The following is a 17908-nucleotide window of genomic DNA, read 5'->3' on the forward strand; positions in this document are numbered from 1 at the left end:
GAGGGGATTTTTTACTTTAAATGAGTAAAAATATTAATATTTGAGTATTGAGAAGGAGGATAAGAGTATGAAGGAGAAGAGAACTTTAATGTTGCCTGGGCCAACACCAATTCCAGAGCATGCACGTCAAGCTGGAGCACAAAAGATAATAGGTCATCGTGAAAAGGAATGTGAAGATTTATTAAGAGAAGTAACAGAGGGGTTAAAATATGTGTTTCAGACTGAAAATGATGTTCTAGCTTTAACCTGTTCTGGAACTGGAGGTCTAGAAGCTTCTATTGCTAATACCCTATCTAAAGGTGATAAAGTATTAGTTTTATGTACAGGAGCCTTTGGTGAGCGATATGCTACGATTGCAGAACGGTATGGAATAGATGTTGAACGCATGAACTTTCCTTGGGGAGAAGCAGTGGATGTAACAAGAGTAGAGAAGAGATTAGAAGAGGATACAACAGATGAAATTAAGGCCATTTTGATGACTCATAATGAAACTTCTACAGGTGTAATTAATCATCCGCAACCGCTAGGCGAATTAGCTGAGCAATATAATTGCTTATTATTAGTTGATGCAGTCAGTTCTTTAGGTGGGATTGAACTAAAGACAGATGAGTGGGGAGTAGATGTAGTAGTAACTTCTTCTCAAAAAGCACTAATGACTCCACCAGGATTATGTTTAGTCAGTGTTAGCCCAAAAGCCTTAAAGGCTGGAGAAGATTCAGATTTACCTAAATTTTATTGGAGTTTTAAACGGGCCAAAGATCGTTATGATAGAGATACACAGACCCCATCTACTCCAGCACTTTCAACTTTATATGTATTACGTGAAGTATTAGCTGAAATAAGAGAAGAAGGATTAGAGAATGTATTCAGACGGCATAAAGTAGTTGCTAAAGCTATTCGTCAAGCAGTTCAAGCTTTAGGCTTAGATGTATTAGTAAAGGATGAAAAAATTGCTTCTAAAACAGTAACTGCTATTAAGTTACCAACTGAAATAGAGTTTACTATTTTACGGCAACGACTAAAAGATGAACATAACGTTTATGTAACTGGTAGTAAAGGTAAACTAAAGGGAGATTATTTTAGAATTGGTCATTTAGGGAATGTTAGTCGAACTGACGTATTAGCTACTATTTCAGCTTTAGAGTTAGTTTTACAAAAGGAAGGATTAGAAGTTGAATTAGGCACAGGTTTACAGGCAGCCCAAAAAGTATTTTTAGAGGAGGAGAGAAGATAATGAGAATATTAGTTAGTGATCCACTTTCTCAAGCAGGTATGGATTTATTAGAAGAGAATGGGGTTGATGTTACTTATAATACAGAGTTATCTTATGATCAGTTATTAGAGGAAATCGGTAACTATGACGGAATTTTATTACGTAGTATGACCCCATTAAACGAAGAGGTATTAAGTCAAGCCGATAATCTAAAGGTAATTGCTAGGGCAGGATCTGGTTATGATAATATTGATTTAGATGCTGCATCAAAAGAAGGAATTGTTGTTTTAAATACTCCTGGAGAGAATACTATTTCTGCAGCTGAACAGACAATGGCTTTAATGTTAGCTATATCCCGTAATACTGTTCAGGCTAACCAAGCTCTTCACAAAGGAGTTTGGGATCGAAATAAGTATATGGGAGTAGAAGTTAATGATAAGACCTTAGGAATTATTGGTTTAGGTAGAGTAGGAGGAGAAGTAGCTAAGAGAGCAAAAGCTTTTAATATGGAAGTTATAGCTAATGATCCATATATTCCTGAAGAGAGAGGAGAAAAGCTAGGAGTAGAACTAGTTAGTAAAGATGAGCTATATCAACGCTCTGATTATGTTACTATCCATACTCCATTAACTGACGAGACAGATCATATCTTTAATAAAGAGACATTTGCCAAGATGAAAGACGGAGTTAGAATAATAAACGCAGCTCGAGGTGGATGTATTGATCGGTTTGATTTATATGATGCAGTTGAAAGTGGTAAAGTTGCAGCTGCTGGTTTAGATGTTCATGAAGAAGAGCCACCAGGTAAGGATTATAATTTATTAGAATTAGAAGATAAAGTGATTTTAGCCCCCCACTTAGGTGGTACTACTGTAGCGGCTATGGATAACGTAGCTATTGAGGCTGCTAAGCAGGCTCTAATGGTATTAAATGGTGAGCCACCAAGAACGCCTTTGAATATTCCTCGTTTACAACCTGAAGAGATGGTTAAACTAAAACCATATATTGATTTAGCAGATAATTTAGGACAATTTTATGCTGGCTGGAATGAGGAAAGAATTGAAGAAATTGAGATGATCTATGAGGGGCAAATAGCTGAATATGATTTAACACCGGTTACTAAAGGGGTATTACAAGGACTATTAAATCCTATTTTAGATGAAGAGGTTAATAGTGTAAATGCTGAAATGGTTGCTGAAGAAAGAGGAATTAAGGTTTCTCAAACTACAAGTAATACAAGTGATGACTATTCTAGTTTAATTACGCTTAAAGTAAAGAGTGAATCTCAAAAGAAAGAACTTTCTGGCACAATATTCCATGACACACCTAGAATTGTAGCTATTAATGGTTATGATGTTGATATTGTACCTCAAGGAACAATGCTAGTTACTGATCACCAAGATCAGCCTGGGATAGTAGGGCAAGTAGGAACTATCTTAGGAGAGAATGAAGTTAATATTGCTAGTATGCAAGTGGGGCGAGACAATGCTGGTGGTAAAGCAATTATGATTTTAAATATTGACCAGGAAATTGATGCTCAATTAAAAGAGAAATTATTAAATATAAATGGGATGTTGGATATCAGTATACTAACCGTAGCTGACTAAGGTTTAAAAGGAGGACAAAAATGTTAGATTTAGGATTTGTTAGAGAAAATATTGATTTAGTTAAGGAAGTATTAGATCAGCGAGGAACTGAAGCACCAATTAATGAATTTACTGAAGTTGATAATAAAAGAAGAGAATTAATTCAAGAGGTAGAAAAATTACAACAAAAAAGAAATAAGGAATCCACTAAAATTGGTCAATTAAAAAGGGAAGGTAAAGATAAGGAAGCAGAAGAGATAATTCAAAAGATGGGCCAAGTTGCTGATGAAATTAAAGAATTAGAAGGGCAAGTAAAAGAGTATAATCAGCGATTAGATGAAATTATGCTTAGAGTTCCTAATATTCCCCATGAATCTGTTCCTGTTGGAAAAGATGAATCAGATAATGTTTGTAACCGTAAGTGGGGTAAACCAACAGAGTTTGATTTTGAAGCTCAAGCTCATTGGGATTTAGGAACAGCACTTGGTATTTTAGATTTTGAACGAGGGGCCAAGGTTTCTGGTGCTAGATTTACATTTTTAAAAGGAGCTGCAGCTAAGTTAGAGCGAGCTTTAATCTCTTTTATGCTTGACATTCATACTCAAGAACATGATTATAATGAAGTTTTTCCACCATTTATGGTGCATAAAGATAGTATGTTAGGCACAGGACAGTTACCTAAATTTAAAGAAGATGCCTTTAAGGTTGAAGGGACAGATTATTATTTAATCCCTACTGCTGAAGTACCTGTTACAAATATGTATCGTGGTCAGATATTAAATAAAGAGGAATTACCAATTTATCATGTAGCTCATAGTGCTTGTTTTAGAGCAGAAGCAGGAGCTCATGGTCGAGATACACGAGGGATTATTAGACAACATCAGTTTAATAAAGTTGAGATGGTTAAATTTGTTGAACCAGAAGATTCCTATGATGAGTTAGAAAAATTAGTTAAAAATGCAGAAACTATTCTTCAGAGATTAGAATTGCCATATAGAGTAATGGATATGTGTACTGGTGATTTAGGATTTACTGCTGCTAAAAAGTATGACCTTGAGGTTTGGATGCCAAGTTATGATACTTATCGTGAAATCTCTTCTTGTAGTAACTTTGAAGACTTTCAAGCAAGAAGAGCCGGAATTAAGTATCGACCAAAAGCAGGGGCCAATACTCGCTATGTTCATACTTTAAATGGATCTGGTTTAGCAATAGGTAGAACAGTAGCAGCACTTATGGAAAATTATCAAAATGCAGATGGTAGTATTACTATTCCTGAAGCTTTACAGCCTTATATGGGTGGACAAAAAAGAATTAATAAAGAATAACAACTAAATTAATGCACAATAAGTAATATTATTTAAATACTAAATTTAAACTGACTAAGGGAATAGAGAGGGAAGGCTCTTTATAGCATATATGGAGGTTGTTTATTATGAATAAGGCAGATGAAACTTTTCCAAAAGATTTTTTATGGGGTGGAGCTACTGCTGCTAATCAATTAGAAGGGGCTTATTTAGAAGATGATAAGGGACTTTCAACAGCAGATGTATTACCTAATGGTTCCTTAGGTGAGATTGATGAAGATGCTGGTGAGGAATGTCTTTATCATGAAGGAATTGATTTTTATCATCGTTATAAAGAAGATATAGAATTATTTGCTGAAATGGGATTTGACTGTCTTCGGGTATCAATAGCTTGGACTAGAATTTTCCCTAAGGGCAATGAGGAAAGTCCTAATCAAGCCGGATTACAATTTTATGATAATTTATTTGATGAGTTGCTAAAATATGATATTGAACCAGTAGTGACTCTTTCTCATTATGAGATGCCGTTACATTTAGTAAAAGAGTATGGTGGTTGGAGAAATCGAAAGTTAGTTAAATTCTTTGAACGTTATGCTAAAGTTGTATTTGACAGATATAAGGATAAGGTTAAGTACTGGTTAACTTTTAATGAGATTAATGCTATTTTCCATACTCCTTTTAATGCTGGAGGACTGATCTTAGAAGATGGTGAAAATAAAGAAGAGATAAAATATCAGGCTGCTCACCATCAATTTGTAGCCAGTGCTTTAGCTGTTAAAGCTTGTCATGAAATTATTCCTGATGCCCAAATAGGAAGTATGTCACTTGCTATTCCATTTTATCCCTATACTTGTGATCCAGATGATGTTTTAAAAGCAATGAAGAGAGAAAGAGAGTTATTTTTCTTCACCGATGTGCAAGCTAGAGGATACTATCCAAGTTATATGGACCGTATCTGGGCAGAAGATGATATAGATATTGAAATGAAGGAAGAAGATGAAGTGATTTTAAAAGAACATACAGTAGATTATGTAGGGTTTAGTTACTATATGAGCTGTGCAGTTAGTACTTTTCCTGAAGATAAGGAGCAGGTTAGCGGAAATATTGTAGGCGGAGTTAAAAATCCATACTTAGAAACTACTGACTGGAGTTGGCAGATAGATCCAAAAGGTTTGAGATATATTGCTAATCGATTATATGATCGGTATCAAAAACCATTATTTATAGTAGAGAATGGATTAGGTGCAGTAGATGAAATAGAAGAAGATGGCAGTATCAATGATGATTATAGAATTGATTATTTAGAAGCCCATATTGAACAGCTAGGAGAAGCTATTGCAGATGGTGTTGACTTGATGGGCTATACTAGTTGGGGTCCAATTGACTTAGTTAGTGCTTCTACAGGAGAGATGAAAAAACGGTATGGCTTTATCTATGTTGATAGAGATAATAGTGGTGAAGGAACATTAGAAAGAATTAAGAAGAAAAGTTTTGACTGGTATAAAGAGGTTATAGCAAGTAATGGAGAAAAAGTAATACCAAAAGAAAAGTAGCTTTAAAGTAAATTTTTTCTTGACATCTTAGTTTGAAACTAGTATAATGGTGATTGTTGAAAATATGGAGGGGTGTCCGAGTTCGGTTTATGGTGGCAGACTTGAAATCTGCTGTGCGTTTATGCGCACCGTGGGTTCGAATCCCACCCCCTCCGCCATTATCAATTTACAATTAACAATTGTTAATTGTAAATTGTAAACCAAAGAATAAATTCAGTTTGAAATTAAGTTTAAGATTAAATTCACCATAAAATTACTAGTAATAATTTATGGTTTAACAGTTACTCAAGCTTAGTCCCTATTATTTTATTTATTCTTTATTAATTGTGATTTATTATTTGAACTTAATTGTAATAAATTGTTCATTGTCAATTCTCAATTGAATAACGTGGAGAGATACCCAAGTGGCTGAAGGGGCGGGTTTGCTAAACCTGTAGTAGGGCATCAAGCTCTAGCGAGGGTTCAAATCCCTCTCTCTCCGCCAATACTTAAGATTACATCCCTAGCGGGATGTTTTTTATTTTTTGGTTAAGTAATATTTAGAAGATTTTCTATTTTAATTCTCAGCTTGTAGATAGCTATAAACTATGGTAATATAATAATGAAATTATTTGTTAAAAAAATAACAAAAGGGATGGTAGCATGAACGAAATTACAGTTTGTGTTGGCAGTAGTTGTCACTTAAAAGGAGCACCGCAGATAATAAAGAAACTCAAGAAACTAGTCAGAAGATATGATTTAGAGACTGAGGTTAACTTGAGTGCTTCTTTTTGTTTAGGGTGTTGTACAGAAGGAGTAATTGTAAAATTTGATGAAGAAATTATAACTAATGTAAGTCCAGATAATATAGTGGATATCTTTTACTCCCAACTTGAAGGAGAGATATAAATGGGGATTATTACACTGACTGAATCTGATTGTAAGGATTGTCATCGTTGTATTAGAAATTGTTCTCTAAAGGCAATTGGAAATAAAGGAGGACAATCAGAGGTAGTAGAGGATAAATGTATTTATTGTGGAGAATGTATAGAAGTTTGTCCGCAAAATGCTAAAGAAGTTAGTAATCAATTAACTGAGTTAAAAAAAATATTAGAGGGTGAAGAATTGATAGCTAGCTTGGCCCCTTCTTTTGTAGCTGCATTTGATTGTCAACCTAATCAGTTAGTGGCAGCTTTAAAAGAACTGGGATTTAGTGCAGTAGAGGAGACTGCTAAGGGAGCAGAAGTAATTACTAAACATTATAATCAACTATTAACTAAACGAAATAAACCACTTATATCAGCTTGTTGTCCTGCAGTAGTGAATTTGATAGAAAGACATTATCCAGAATTAATTCCTTATTTAGCTCCTAGTATTTCTCCTATGGTTGCTCATGGGAAGATGATTAAAGAGAAGTATACCGATGCTAAAGTTGTTTTTATTGGCCCTTGTATTGCCAAATTAGATGAGGTGAGTTGGGATAGTTCTAAAGAAGCTATTGATTTAGCTATTACTTTTGATCAATTACAAGAATTACTAATCCAATCGCAAATAGATTATAAGAATTTAGAACCAGTAAAAAGAAATAATTCTATATCATCCTGGGCTACTGCTTTTCCAGTAGAAGGTGGAGTTTTAAAGAGTGCTGAATTAAACACAGATTTTAATAGTGATATATTATCTGTATCAGGGTTAGATGAATGTATTAATACTTTTCAGGATTTGTTAGCTACAGAAATAAGTCCTAGATTTATTGAAGCTATGGTCTGTAATGGAGGATGTATTAATGGGCCAGGTTTATCATCTGAATTAGGTGTTAATGCTAGAAGAGAAAAAATAGTTAATTATACACAAAATATAGTTAAACAGAAAAAAAACCAACACCGGTTAGATAGCAATTTAAAGCGTAGTTATACAAACAAAAAAGCTGAAATAGATCTACCAACTGAGAATCAAATTAAATTAATCTTATCCCAAATAGGCAAATTTAGCCCAGAAGATGAATTAGATTGTGGAGGGTGTGGTTATAATTCTTGTCGAGAAAAGGCAATAGCAGTCTATCAAGGGTTAGCTGAAAATAGAATGTGTATCCCTTATATGAAAGGTAAATTAGAGTCATTAGCGGATATAATAGTGGAAACTTCTCCTAATGCAATTATTGTAGTTGATAAGGATATGGTTATTCAAAAGTTTAATCCTCAAGCAAATAAGCTTTTTAATCGAAGAGATGAACTAGCAATTGGTAATAAACTGCATCGCTATCTTGATCCCCAGGATTTTATTAATGTAGCAGATAGTAAAAAATGTATTTCTAGAAAAAAGGTTGAGTATAAGCAGTATGATGTGATTGTAGAAGAAGCAATCTTTCCCTTACCAGAGTATGATTTGATAGTAGGGATTTTAACCGATGTTACAGAACAAGAAAAGCATAAAGAGAAGGTAGCTAAGATGAAAGAGACGACTTTAGAAAAGGCTAATGCTGTGATTAATAAACAGATGAAAGTAGCTCAAGAGATTGCTGGATTATTAGGGGAATCAACTTCTGAAACTAAAGCTATTTTGCATGAAGTTAGAGAATTAATGAGGGAGGAGCGGTAGTGATGCACGTAGAAACTAGTGCTGCTCATGTTTCTAAGCATGGTGAAGAGTTGTGTGGAGATAATGTTCAGGTAGTAGGTAATGAAGATGCTAAGATTATAGTCTTATCTGATGGATTAGGTAGTGGAGTTAAGGCTAATATTTTATCTACTTTAACAACTAAGATAGCAAGTGGCTTATTAGAAAAAGGAATTCCTATTGAAGAAGTTGTTGAAACTATAACCCAGACATTACCTGTTTGCCAAGAACGACAGTTAGCTTATTCAACGTTATCTGTATTAAAGGTCTTTAATGATGGTAGATGTTATTTAGTTGAGATAGATAATCCATCTTCTTTTTTAATTAACAAACAAGGTCAAATTACTAAGTTAGAGATGAATGAAAGACAGGTTGGTGACAAGGAGATTAAGGAGGCTCACTTTAAACTTAAAGAAGATGAGATGATAATGTTAGTTAGTGATGGAGTAGTACATGCTGGAATTGGAGGTTTGCTTAATTTTGGTTTGGGTTGGGATGGGGTAGCTAAGCATTTAGAAGATTATATAAAAAAGTATGAAAGTAGTAATAAGATTGCTCAAAAATTAGTAGAACTTTGTGAAGCTTATTATTGTATGGAACCAGGGGATGATACAACAGCAGTAGTTGTAAAGTTTAGATCACAAAGGAAGATTACCCTTTTTACCGGTCCACCTAAAGAGAAAGAAACGGATAAAGAAGTAGTAGACAAATTAGTTTCTAGTGATAGTAAGAAGGTGATTTGTGGAGGCACAACAGCACAAATTGTTGCTCGAGAATTAGATCGAGAATTAGAGGTTGAGTTAAGTTATCATGATCAAGAGGTACCTCCTATTTCCAAGATGGAGGGGATGGATTTAGTAACTGAAGGATTGCTGACTTTAAGTAAATGTTTAGAACGACTTAAGGAGGCTGATTGCCAAGAAGATTTACCTGTTAAAGAAGATGGAGCAACTAAATTAGCTAGATTATTATTAAAAAGTGATCAAGTAAAACTACTTGTAGGTCAAGCGGTTAATTCTGCCCACCAAAGTTTAAAGTTACCGCAGGAAATGGCGATCAGAAAACAAATTATTGAAAAGTTAGTTAAATCTTTAGAGAGACAAGGAAAAGAAATTCAAATAAATTGGTTTTAAAAGGAGGGCCGAAGATGAAATTAAAGGTTTGTATTGGGACACCTTGTCATTTAATGGGAGCACAAAATTTGATTTCGGCGGTGAAAGAATTTAGTCACAAGAAAACTATTAAGCTTGATATAGAAGCAGTAAATTGTTTAGATAACTGTAAACAAGCACCAGCAGTAGAGTTAGATGGGAAAGTCTATGCTCCTTCTACTCCCCAAGAATTAATTGAGTTGATTGAAAACAGGTTATAAATTGAATAAGTTTATAAGGAGGCTAAATAATGACTAATGATGTATCAGGAATCACTAAATTAAGACGCAAACTGTTTAGTAAAGTGGCTGAATTGGCTTTAAATAATAATTTGAGAGCTGAAGTTAATAATCTAGCGCAGACAGTAATTCCTGAGGAAGGATTAGGATATAGATGTTGTGTGCATAAAGAGCGAGCAATTGTTAAGGATAGAATTAAGTCAGCCTTAGGTTTAGAACCTAATGGAGAAGTATCAGATTTAAGTGCAGCAGTTGACCAGGCGTTAGAACTAGATGATTTAACAGGGCCAACTGTCAATGTATTAGATATTGCTTGTGATAGGTGCCCCTTAGATAAATATAGAGTTAGTGATGCTTGTCGAAACTGTGTGGATCATAGTTGTATGAATGCTTGTCCCCAAGATGCAATAGTAACCGTACAAAATAGGGCTTATATTGACCAGGAGAAGTGTATTGAATGTGGTTTATGTAAACAGTCATGTCCTTATAATGCTATTTTAGAGATGACTCGTCCTTGTGAATCTGCATGTGGAGTTGATGCTATTGAAGCCAATAATGATCGACAGGCTAATATTGACCCAAAACATTGTGTTTCGTGTGGAGCCTGTATTGAATCTTGTCCTTTTGGAGCTATCACTTATAAATCACAGATTTTACAGGTTGCTAAAATGTTAAAGAAAGAGAAAACGATAGCTGTTTTAGCCCCTTCTTTTGTAGGACAATTTGGGCCACAAGTAACCCCCAACCAAATTAAACAAGGGTTAACTAAATTAGGTTTTGATAAGGTTCATGAAGTAGCTTTAGGGGCAGATATTGTAGCTATTGAAGAGACAAAAGAGTTATTAGCTAAGGTACCAAAAGAGCAAGAATTTTTAACAACATCTTGTTGTCCTTCATTTTTTACCTTACTTAAGCAGGAGTTTCCACAGTTAATTGAGAAATCATCTAGTACAGTCTCTCCAATGGTAGCTATAGCTAAAGTATTGAAAAAAGAGTCTTCAGATGCTAAGATAGTATTTGTTGGCCCATGTATTGCTAAAAAAGATGAAGGATTAGCTTATAATGAAGTTGATGCTGTATTAACTTTTGAAGAATTAGGAGCTATGTTTGTTGGGGCAGGAATTAATTTAGTTCAATTAGCAGGGGATAATAAATTTAAAGAAGCATCAGATGCTGGAAGGACTTTTGGTAGAGCTGGAGGATTAGTAAAGGCAGTTACTGGTTCAGCTACAGAACTTGAACCTAAGATAGAATTTGAAGCTATTCAGGCTGAAGGGTTAGAAGAATGTACTAAAACTTTAAGATTAGCTCAAGCAGGACAATACCAAAACTACTTTATTGAAGGGATGGGTTGTACTGGAGGTTGTGTTGGTGGTCCAGCTGCTTTAATGAATAGTAAATTCACGACTAAACAAGTTAATGATTTTGGTTCTAAGGCACAGATTAACGAAGCTATAGAAAATAAGCAAGCCCAAGAGATGATAGATAAGTTAGGAAGTGAAGAATTTCATCGTCAAAAGTAGGAGGAGTATAAATGGTTGAAAAGAATGGAGAGTCAATTGTCATCCCTAGTGCTGTAATTAAAAGATTACCTAAATATCATCGGAATTTAGAAAGTTTACTTGATAAGGGAGTAGAAAGAATTTCTTCACGAGAATTTGGCAAAATTGCTGGTGTTTCTGCTCCACAGTTACGTCAAGATTTGAATCACTTTGGTAATTTTGGACAACAAGGATACGGATATAATGTTGAGAATTTATATAATGCTCTTTCTAAGATTATGGGGATTGAAAAAAAGAGTAATATGGTTTTAGTAGGAGTTGGGAATATAGGTCAAGCATTAGTCAACTCCACTGATTTTACAAAGCGTGGTTTTTATTTATCAGCTATTTTTGATATTAATCCACGGTTAGTAGGAATTAAAATTAATGGTTTAGAAGTTAAAGATGTCAGTCAATTAGAGAATTATATTACAGAACATAAAATTAAAATTGGAGTTATTGCAGTACCAGAAAAGGCTGCTCAAGAAATAGCTAACAAAATGGTTAGAGCGGGAATACAAGGAATCTGGAATTTTGCTCCTGTTGATTTAAAATGTCCCCAAGAAATAAAAATAGAGAATGAACATCTAACTGAAGGTTTGTTGAGACTTTCTTTTAAGATCGATGAATGATATTTTTTTCACAATAAGTCTTGACAACTAAAAGGAGCTATGCTATTATTTAAGTGAAGATAAGGGTGAGTATCAGTCTTGAGGGCTGTTTTTTTACAAGATAATGTGAATTAAAACACAAACTTATTTATTTTTTCTTTTGCTTGTTAAAAAAATAACAATAATAAGGTTATAAGGAGGAGTTAGAAATGGCTGTTCAAGAGAAAGAGGTTCAACATAGGTCAGAGGCTCAAGAGATGGTTGATGGTTTAATTTCTAAGGCGCAAAAGGCACAAAAAGAATTAGCTCAGATGAATCAAGAAGAGATTGATCAAATTGTCGAAGAAATGGTTTTAGCTGGTGTAGATAAGCATATTGAGCTAGCTAAGTTAGCAGTAGAGGATACTGGTATGGGGGTTTATGAAGATAAGATAGCTAAGAATATTTTTTCTACTGAATATATTTATAATGATATTAAAGATAAAAAGACAGTTGGAGTATTAGAAGAAAATAAAGTAGAAGGTACTGTTAAGATTGCTGAACCTGTTGGTGTAATTGCTGGTATCACTCCAACAACCAATCCAACTTCAACTACCATGTTTAAGGCTTTAACTGCCTTAAAGGCTGGAAACTCAATTGTATTTAGTTTTCACCCAAGTGCTTTAGAATGTAGTGCTAAATCAGCTCAGATTTTACATGATGCTGCAGTTAAAGCAGGTGCTCCTGAAGGTTGTATTAGTTGGATTAGTGAACCTTCTTTAGAAGCTACAAATGCATTAATGAAACATGATGGTGTAGATATGATTTTAGCAACTGGTGGAGCCGGGATGGTTAAGGCAGCTTATAGTTCTGGTACTCCTGCATTAGGTGTTGGCCCAGGTAATGTGCCAGCTTATGTAGAGAAATCTGTTAATTTAAAGCAAGCAATTAATGATATAGTAATGAGTAAATCTTTTGATAATGGTACTATTTGTGCTTCTGAACAAGCGATCATTCTTGATAAAGAGATTGCTGAAGAGGCTAAAGGATTATTAGTCCAAAATCATTGTTATATGTTAGATGAGAAAGAAATTAAAAAGGTAGAAGAAGTTGCTATAGATAAAGAAAGAAATGCTATGAGTCCTGAGGTTGTAGGACAGTCAGCTACTAAGATTGCCCAGTTAGCTGGAATTGATGTTCCTAAAGATACAGTTGTGTTAGTTGCTCCTATTAATGGGGTTGGCCCAGATTATCCTTTATCTAGAGAGAAGTTAAGTCCTATCTTAGCTTTAATTGAAGTTGAAGATTCTGATGAAGGAATTCAAAAAGCTATTGAAATGACTGAATTTGGTGGATTAGGACACTCTGCTGTAATTCATTCTAATGATGATAAAGTGATTGAAGAGTTTGGTAACAAACTGCAAGTTGGTAGAGTTATTGTTAATGCTCCAAGTGCTTTAGGTGGTATTGGAGATATTTACAATAATTTTGCGCCATCATTAACTCTAGGCTGTGGAACATTTGGTGGTAATGCAGTAAGTGAAAATGTAACTGTAGATCACCTATACAATGTAAAGACAGTTGCTAAACGGAAGACTGAAAGATTATGGGTTAAAGTACCACCTGAGATTTATACAGAAGCAGGATCATTAGCTAAATTAGCTGATGAAGAAGGAAAAAAGGCTGCAATTATTACTGATCAAGTAATGGTTGATTTAGGCTATGTAGATCAAGTGACTGAATATTTAGAGGAAGCTGGAGTAGATTATAGAGTCTTTGATGAAGTTGAACCTGATCCTTCTGTTGAAACAGTAATGAAAGGGAAAGACTTTATTGAAGAGTTTGGAGCAGATACTATTATTGCTCTTGGTGGTGGATCTCCAATGGATGCTGCTAAGGGAATGTGGTTATTCTATGAACATCCAGAAGCTAAATTTAGAGATTTAAAGCTTAGATTTGCTGATATTAAGAAGAGAACTTATGAATTTCCTAATTTAGGAGAAAAAGCAAAGTTTATTGCAGTACCAACAACTAGTGGTACTGGTTCTGAGGTAACTGCTTTTGCTGTAATTACTGATAAGAAGAATGACATTAAGTATCCACTAGCTTCTTATGAATTGACTCCAGATATGGCAATTATTGATTCTGATTTAACTATGACTGTGCCAGCTAGTGTAACTGCTAATACTGGTATTGATGTTTTAACTCATGCTATTGAAGCTTATGTAGCTACTTTATCTTCTGATTATACGGATGCTTTAGCTTTACAAGCTATTAGAATGGTTTTTAAGTATTTACCACGTGCTTATAAGAATGGTCAACAGGATAGAGAAGCTAGAGAAAAAATGCATAATGCTTCTTGCATGGCAGGAATTGCCTTTACTAATGCTTTCTTAGGTATTAATCACAGTTTAGCTCATATTTTAGGTGGAAAATTCCATATTCCACATGGATTAGCTAATGGAGTATTAATGCCCCATGTAATTAGATATAATGCTGCGACACCTACAAAGTGGGCTATTTTCCCTAATTATAGATATCATAAAGCAGATGAGGAATATGCTGAAATTGCTAGAAATTTAGGGTTGGAGGCTAATACGCCAGAAGAGGGTGTAGAAAATTTAGTTGAAGCTATTAAAGATCTGATGAAAGAATTAGATATGCCATTAACAATTGCTGATTGTGATATTGAATGGTCAGATTTTGAAGAAAAGATTAGTGAAATGGCAGATGTAGCATTCAATGACCAGTGTACACCTGCTAATCCACGTAAACCAAGAGTAAGTGAGTTAGAAGAAATTTATAAAAAAGCTTATGGTGATAGAAAGTAGTATAATAAACAGGGCCAACCTTAAGGTTGGCCCTGTTTATTATAGATTGTTTAATTGGTCAAGAATTATATCTTGAGTTCTGGCCTGTTCTTTTGAAACATCTTTTATTAACTGATCTTCCTTTTTATCTTCTTTGATTTCAAAATCATCTTCTTTAAGGTTCTTAATTACATAACCTAAGACTTCTTCTTTTAAGTCTTGCTTTTTCTCATGTTTTATTTCTTGATTTGTATTTTTATTTACTTTTTGTTCAGACTTGTATAATGAAATAATTAATTTTCTAATAAACTCAGTTTTGCTTCCAGCATGATTATAATATTTATCTTTAAGCCAGCTTAGAGCTTCATTAGGCATATTTTTATTAGAGAAGGTGACATCAATTCTTAGTTTGAAGTCATCATTTATATCCATAGTACCTTACTCCTTTTGTTCTTTATTATAAATTGTTTCAGCCCTTAATAGATAACCTAAAACATTTGCGAGCTGAGGATTAGGAATAGCTTGTATACCAATCCTACCAAACTCTTTTTTAAGGAATGGGGCTAGTAGTTTTGCTCCTCCTCCAACGATTAGAATTTGATTGATTAGACTAATGAAGTCTCTCCATTCATTTCTAGTTGCCTTAAAGATCTCTCTAGCTAACTCTTGATAACATTTATTAACAATATCTCTAATCGATTTTTCTTCTTGATTATAAGTGATAGTATCTTGTTGATTTACTACTGCACTTCTAATTAGATTTTCGTCTATATTTAGGTTGTTACTCACTGCTCTAAAAACATTAGACATTCCAATATCGGAGCTAAAAGGAGATTCATTAATTATTTCCCCACAGTTGTAAGCTAGTCCATCTGTTGTTCTTCCTCCTACATCAATGATTGCTATTTTATCTCGCATTATATCTGCATTATTATCTTGATTTAAGTAATATAGTAAAGCTCCAGCAGCTTGAGGAACTACTACTATATCATTTATTGTATAGCGAACAGTTACTTCTTTACCATTTCTAGCGGTTATTTTACTTTTAAATTTACCTTCGAACCTTTCTTTCATACCTTTTTTATGATTACGGTGATGCTGAATAGGTAACCCGGTTACTAATTTGTCTATATAAATCCTATTAGCATTAGGATAAAGAGTTGATAGCCCAGCTAATAATTTAGCTAATTCTTCTTCTGATTGATATTTGTTTACTTCATAGTTAGAGCCACCACTCTCTAATTGGTTGACTATATAATCTCCTACCATAAAATCGTACCACTCATCATTTTTATCTTGGACTTCAATTAACATTTTTTCTTTAGAAAAGCTTTGGCCCAGACCTAACTCCTTTTTATCGATTAGACTAGTTGTTCTTTCTTTAGCTAAACTAGGAAAAGTTAAAGGCTTTTGATTAGAGTCTTTCATTTGATTTGTAATCAGCTTACATGTATCATAGCCAGAATCCCATCCGCAATAAGAAACATTTACACCAATACCCATTATTAACACCTCTTCAATATTTTTACATTACATTTTAATTATAATTAAAAGATTAGCTATTAGTCAATAGAAAATTCGATTTTTTCGGAATAATGCGTAAAAATTAGATTTAAAAATGAACTTAAACTTTATATATCCTACTTTTTCGTAAAAAGACGTAATAATTTAGGAAAAATTACAGAAATAGCAATTTGACTTATCAAAATCATTATGCTAAAATGGTAAATGTCGCTTGAGAAAGGCATTCCCCAATGTCTTACAAAGATTTTTAAAAAATCTTGACAAGCTCATTAAAGTATTATATACTAATTAAGTGTTGTGGAGGGGTGTCCGAGTCCGGTTTATGGTGGCAGACTTGAAATCTGCTGTGCGTTTATGCGTACCGTGGGTTCGAATCCCACCCCCTCCGCCATTATCAATTTACTATTGATAATCGGCAATTGGAGACCAAAGAATAATAATTAAAGAAAGAATAATAAATTCAGTTTGAGATTGAGTTTAAGATTAGATTCACCATAAAATCACTAGTAATAATTTATGGTTTAACAGTTACTCAAACTTAGTCTCTATTATTTTATATTTTATTTATTCTTTATTAATTGTGATTTATTATTTGAACTTAATTGTAAATTGTCCATTGTCCATTTTCAATTGAATAGCGTGGAGAGATACCCAAGTGGCTGAAGGGGCGGGTTTGCTAAACCTGTAGTAGGGCATCAAGCTCTAGCGAGGGTTCAAATCCCTCTCTCTCCGCCAATAATATTGTGTGCTCGTGGCTCAACTGGATAGAGCGTCTGATTACGGATCAGAAGGTTGGGGGTTCAAATCCTCCCGAGCACGCCATTTTTATTTAATAAGGTGGTTGAATGAAAAATAATGATCGATATTATATGCAATTAGCTTTAAAAGAAGCCCAAAAAGCATTTAATAAAGATGAAGTGCCTATTGGTGCTATTATTACTAAAGAGGATCAGGTTATAGCTAAAGCTCATAACTTAAGAGAAAGTCTACAAGATCCCACGGCACATGCTGAAGTATTAGTAATTCGTAAAGCTAGTGAAGTTATTAATAGTTGGCGGTTGATAGATTGTAGTTTATATGTTACAATAGAGCCATGCTCAATGTGTGCTGGAACATTAGTACAATCAAGAATAGATAACTTAATTTATGGTGCTACGGATCCTAAAGGAGGAGCTGCTGGAACCATATTTAATATAGTAAATGATAGAAGATTAAATCATCAGTTAAATGTTAAGTCTGGTATATTAGAAGAGCAATGTAGTCAAATTATGAAAAATTTCTTTAAACAATTAAGATAATGTGGAGAGGTGTCCGAGTCTGGCTTAAGGAGCTCGCCTGGAAAGCGAGTAAGGGTTTACGCCCTTCGAGGGTTCGAATCCCTCCCTCTCCGCCCTTGATGCAATAAATTGGTAGATAGTTGTTATAATTTGGCATTGACTTATTGCTTAAAATCTGATACAATTTAAATTGATGAGAATGAAATAGTAATAGAGGCTTATAGCCTTTATATAAATTTGGTCGTGCTAGACGGGGGGGTAGCGGTACCCTATAACCTGCAATCCGCTTAGCAGGGTTGAAGTCTACTTTAGCCTATTTCTTGTAAGGTCTGGCTTAAGTAAGTGGCGTTGACGATTGGGTCTTACGCAACGAAGCGTTGTGAATTCCGTCAGATCCGGAAGGAAGCAGCGGTAAGCAAATGTCTTCGTGTGCCGTAAGGTTGCCTGGTTCGAGCTAACTGCTTAAGTAACGCTTGGAAGAAATTGGTGAGGGTAGATGCACGACCTTTAGTATTTTATAATGGG

The 17908-nt window shown here is 34.3% G+C and carries 14 protein-coding genes, 6 tRNA genes and 1 other RNA gene; 19 read left to right on the forward strand and 2 right to left on the reverse strand.

Annotated elements, in window-relative coordinates:
- Positions 1–67 precede the first annotated feature (67 nt).
- The 13 genes from HALHA_RS00130 to adhE all read left to right on the forward strand — a co-directional run bounded on the left by HALHA_RS00130 (position 68) and on the right by adhE (position 14603).
- Positions 68–1234, forward strand: coding sequence for a pyridoxal-phosphate-dependent aminotransferase family protein (locus HALHA_RS00130; RefSeq protein ID WP_015325781.1), 1167 nt, complete (start codon positions 68–70; stop codon positions 1232–1234).
- Positions 1234–2820 (forward strand): phosphoglycerate dehydrogenase, encoded by a 1587-nt coding sequence (gene serA, locus HALHA_RS00135; RefSeq protein WP_015325782.1) that lies wholly within the window; start codon positions 1234–1236, stop codon positions 2818–2820. Before HALHA_RS00130 ends, serA begins: the two co-directional genes overlap by 1 nt.
- A 20-nt stretch (positions 2821–2840) precedes the next feature.
- Positions 2841–4124, forward strand: a complete 1284-nt coding sequence (gene serS, locus HALHA_RS00140; RefSeq protein WP_015325783.1) for a serine--tRNA ligase — start codon at positions 2841–2843, stop codon at positions 4122–4124.
- 107 nt (positions 4125–4231) lie between these two features.
- Entirely contained in the window at positions 4232–5656 is a 1425-nt protein-coding gene (locus HALHA_RS00145) for a glycoside hydrolase family 1 protein (RefSeq protein ID WP_015325784.1), read from the forward strand.
- A gap of 66 nt (positions 5657–5722) precedes the next feature.
- Positions 5723–5814, forward strand: a tRNA-Ser gene (locus HALHA_RS00150).
- Between the two features lie 232 nt (positions 5815–6046).
- Positions 6047–6140: transfer RNA gene (locus HALHA_RS00155), tRNA-Ser, on the forward strand.
- Positions 6141–6298: 158 nt separating this feature from the next.
- A complete protein-coding gene (locus HALHA_RS00160; RefSeq protein WP_015325785.1) occupies positions 6299–6544 on the forward strand; it encodes a (2Fe-2S) ferredoxin domain-containing protein in 246 nt (81 codons plus the stop codon).
- Positions 6545–8233 carry a [Fe-Fe] hydrogenase large subunit C-terminal domain-containing protein gene (locus HALHA_RS00165; RefSeq protein WP_015325786.1) on the forward strand — a complete coding sequence of 563 codons (1689 nt, stop codon included), beginning with the start codon at positions 6545–6547 and terminating at the stop codon, positions 8231–8233.
- Between the two features lie 2 nt (positions 8234–8235).
- On the forward strand, positions 8236–9384 hold the full coding sequence (locus HALHA_RS00170) for a SpoIIE family protein phosphatase (RefSeq protein ID WP_015325787.1): 1149 nt from the start codon (positions 8236–8238) through the stop codon (positions 9382–9384).
- Between the two features lie 14 nt (positions 9385–9398).
- Positions 9399–9623 carry an NAD(P)H-dependent oxidoreductase subunit E gene (locus tag HALHA_RS00175; protein WP_015325788.1) on the forward strand — a complete coding sequence of 75 codons (225 nt, stop codon included), beginning with the start codon at positions 9399–9401 and terminating at the stop codon, positions 9621–9623.
- 29 nt (positions 9624–9652) lie between these two features.
- Positions 9653–11164, forward strand: a complete 1512-nt coding sequence (locus HALHA_RS00180; RefSeq protein WP_015325789.1) for a 4Fe-4S dicluster domain-containing protein — start codon at positions 9653–9655, stop codon at positions 11162–11164.
- Positions 11165–11175: 11 nt separating this feature from the next.
- Positions 11176–11814, forward strand: coding sequence for a redox-sensing transcriptional repressor Rex (locus HALHA_RS00185; protein ID WP_015325790.1), 639 nt, complete (start codon positions 11176–11178; stop codon positions 11812–11814).
- 188 nt (positions 11815–12002) lie between these two features.
- A complete protein-coding gene (adhE, locus tag HALHA_RS00190) occupies positions 12003–14603 on the forward strand; it encodes a bifunctional acetaldehyde-CoA/alcohol dehydrogenase (protein ID WP_015325791.1) in 2601 nt (866 codons plus the stop codon).
- A 39-nt stretch (positions 14604–14642) separates the two neighbouring features.
- On the opposite strand, the gene HALHA_RS00195 is transcribed toward adhE, so the two are convergent.
- Positions 14643–15014 (reverse strand): hypothetical protein, encoded by a 372-nt coding sequence (locus tag HALHA_RS00195; RefSeq protein ID WP_015325792.1) that lies wholly within the window; start codon positions 15012–15014, stop codon positions 14643–14645.
- Between the two features lie 6 nt (positions 15015–15020).
- Positions 15021–16085 (reverse strand): ParM/StbA family protein, encoded by a 1065-nt coding sequence (locus HALHA_RS00200; protein WP_015325793.1) that lies wholly within the window; start codon positions 16083–16085, stop codon positions 15021–15023.
- A gap of 320 nt (positions 16086–16405) precedes the next feature.
- Between HALHA_RS00200 and HALHA_RS00205 the strand changes: the two genes are divergently transcribed.
- From HALHA_RS00205 to ffs, 6 genes are all read left to right on the forward strand, one after another.
- Positions 16406–16497: transfer RNA gene (locus HALHA_RS00205), tRNA-Ser, on the forward strand.
- Positions 16498–16747: 250 nt separating this feature from the next.
- Positions 16748–16841 (forward strand) — tRNA-Ser (locus HALHA_RS00210).
- A 10-nt stretch (positions 16842–16851) separates the two neighbouring features.
- Positions 16852–16928, forward strand: a tRNA-Arg gene (locus tag HALHA_RS00215).
- A gap of 23 nt (positions 16929–16951) precedes the next feature.
- Positions 16952–17404, forward strand: a complete 453-nt coding sequence (tadA, locus tag HALHA_RS00220) for a tRNA adenosine(34) deaminase TadA (protein WP_015325794.1) — start codon at positions 16952–16954, stop codon at positions 17402–17404.
- A 3-nt stretch (positions 17405–17407) separates the two neighbouring features.
- Positions 17408–17496: transfer RNA gene (locus HALHA_RS00225), tRNA-Ser, on the forward strand.
- A gap of 128 nt (positions 17497–17624) precedes the next feature.
- An RNA gene (gene ffs, locus HALHA_RS13230) (signal recognition particle sRNA large type) lies at positions 17625–17887 on the forward strand.
- Positions 17888–17908 lie beyond the last annotated feature (21 nt).

The organism is Halobacteroides halobius DSM 5150 (assembly GCF_000328625.1).
Classification (GTDB): Bacteria; Bacillota; Halanaerobiia; order Halobacteroidales; family Halobacteroidaceae; genus Halobacteroides; species Halobacteroides halobius.

Bases quoted from the DNA above. Each gene is read 5' to 3' on its own strand.
- HALHA_RS00130 (WP_015325781.1), top strand. From the start codon at position 68: ATGAAGGAGAAGAGAACTTTAATGTTGCCTGGGCCAACACCAATTCCA.
- serA (WP_015325782.1), top strand. From the start codon at position 1,234: ATGAGAATATTAGTTAGTGATCCACTTTCTCAAGCAGGTATGGATTTA.
- serS (WP_015325783.1), top strand. From the start codon at position 2,841: ATGTTAGATTTAGGATTTGTTAGAGAAAATATTGATTTAGTTAAGGAA.
- HALHA_RS00145 (WP_015325784.1), top strand. From the start codon at position 4,232: ATGAATAAGGCAGATGAAACTTTTCCAAAAGATTTTTTATGGGGTGGA.
- HALHA_RS00160 (WP_015325785.1), top strand. From the start codon at position 6,299: ATGAACGAAATTACAGTTTGTGTTGGCAGTAGTTGTCACTTAAAAGGA.
- HALHA_RS00165 (WP_015325786.1), top strand. From the start codon at position 6,545: ATGGGGATTATTACACTGACTGAATCTGATTGTAAGGATTGTCATCGT.
- HALHA_RS00170 (WP_015325787.1), top strand. From the start codon at position 8,236: ATGCACGTAGAAACTAGTGCTGCTCATGTTTCTAAGCATGGTGAAGAG.
- HALHA_RS00175 (WP_015325788.1), top strand. From the start codon at position 9,399: ATGAAATTAAAGGTTTGTATTGGGACACCTTGTCATTTAATGGGAGCA.
- HALHA_RS00180 (WP_015325789.1), top strand. From the start codon at position 9,653: ATGACTAATGATGTATCAGGAATCACTAAATTAAGACGCAAACTGTTT.
- HALHA_RS00185 (WP_015325790.1), top strand. From the start codon at position 11,176: ATGGTTGAAAAGAATGGAGAGTCAATTGTCATCCCTAGTGCTGTAATT.
- adhE (WP_015325791.1), top strand. From the start codon at position 12,003: ATGGCTGTTCAAGAGAAAGAGGTTCAACATAGGTCAGAGGCTCAAGAG.
- HALHA_RS00195 (WP_015325792.1), bottom strand. From the start codon at position 15,014: ATGGATATAAATGATGACTTCAAACTAAGAATTGATGTCACCTTCTCT.
- HALHA_RS00200 (WP_015325793.1), bottom strand. From the start codon at position 16,085: ATGGGTATTGGTGTAAATGTTTCTTATTGCGGATGGGATTCTGGCTAT.
- tadA (WP_015325794.1), top strand. From the start codon at position 16,952: ATGAAAAATAATGATCGATATTATATGCAATTAGCTTTAAAAGAAGCC.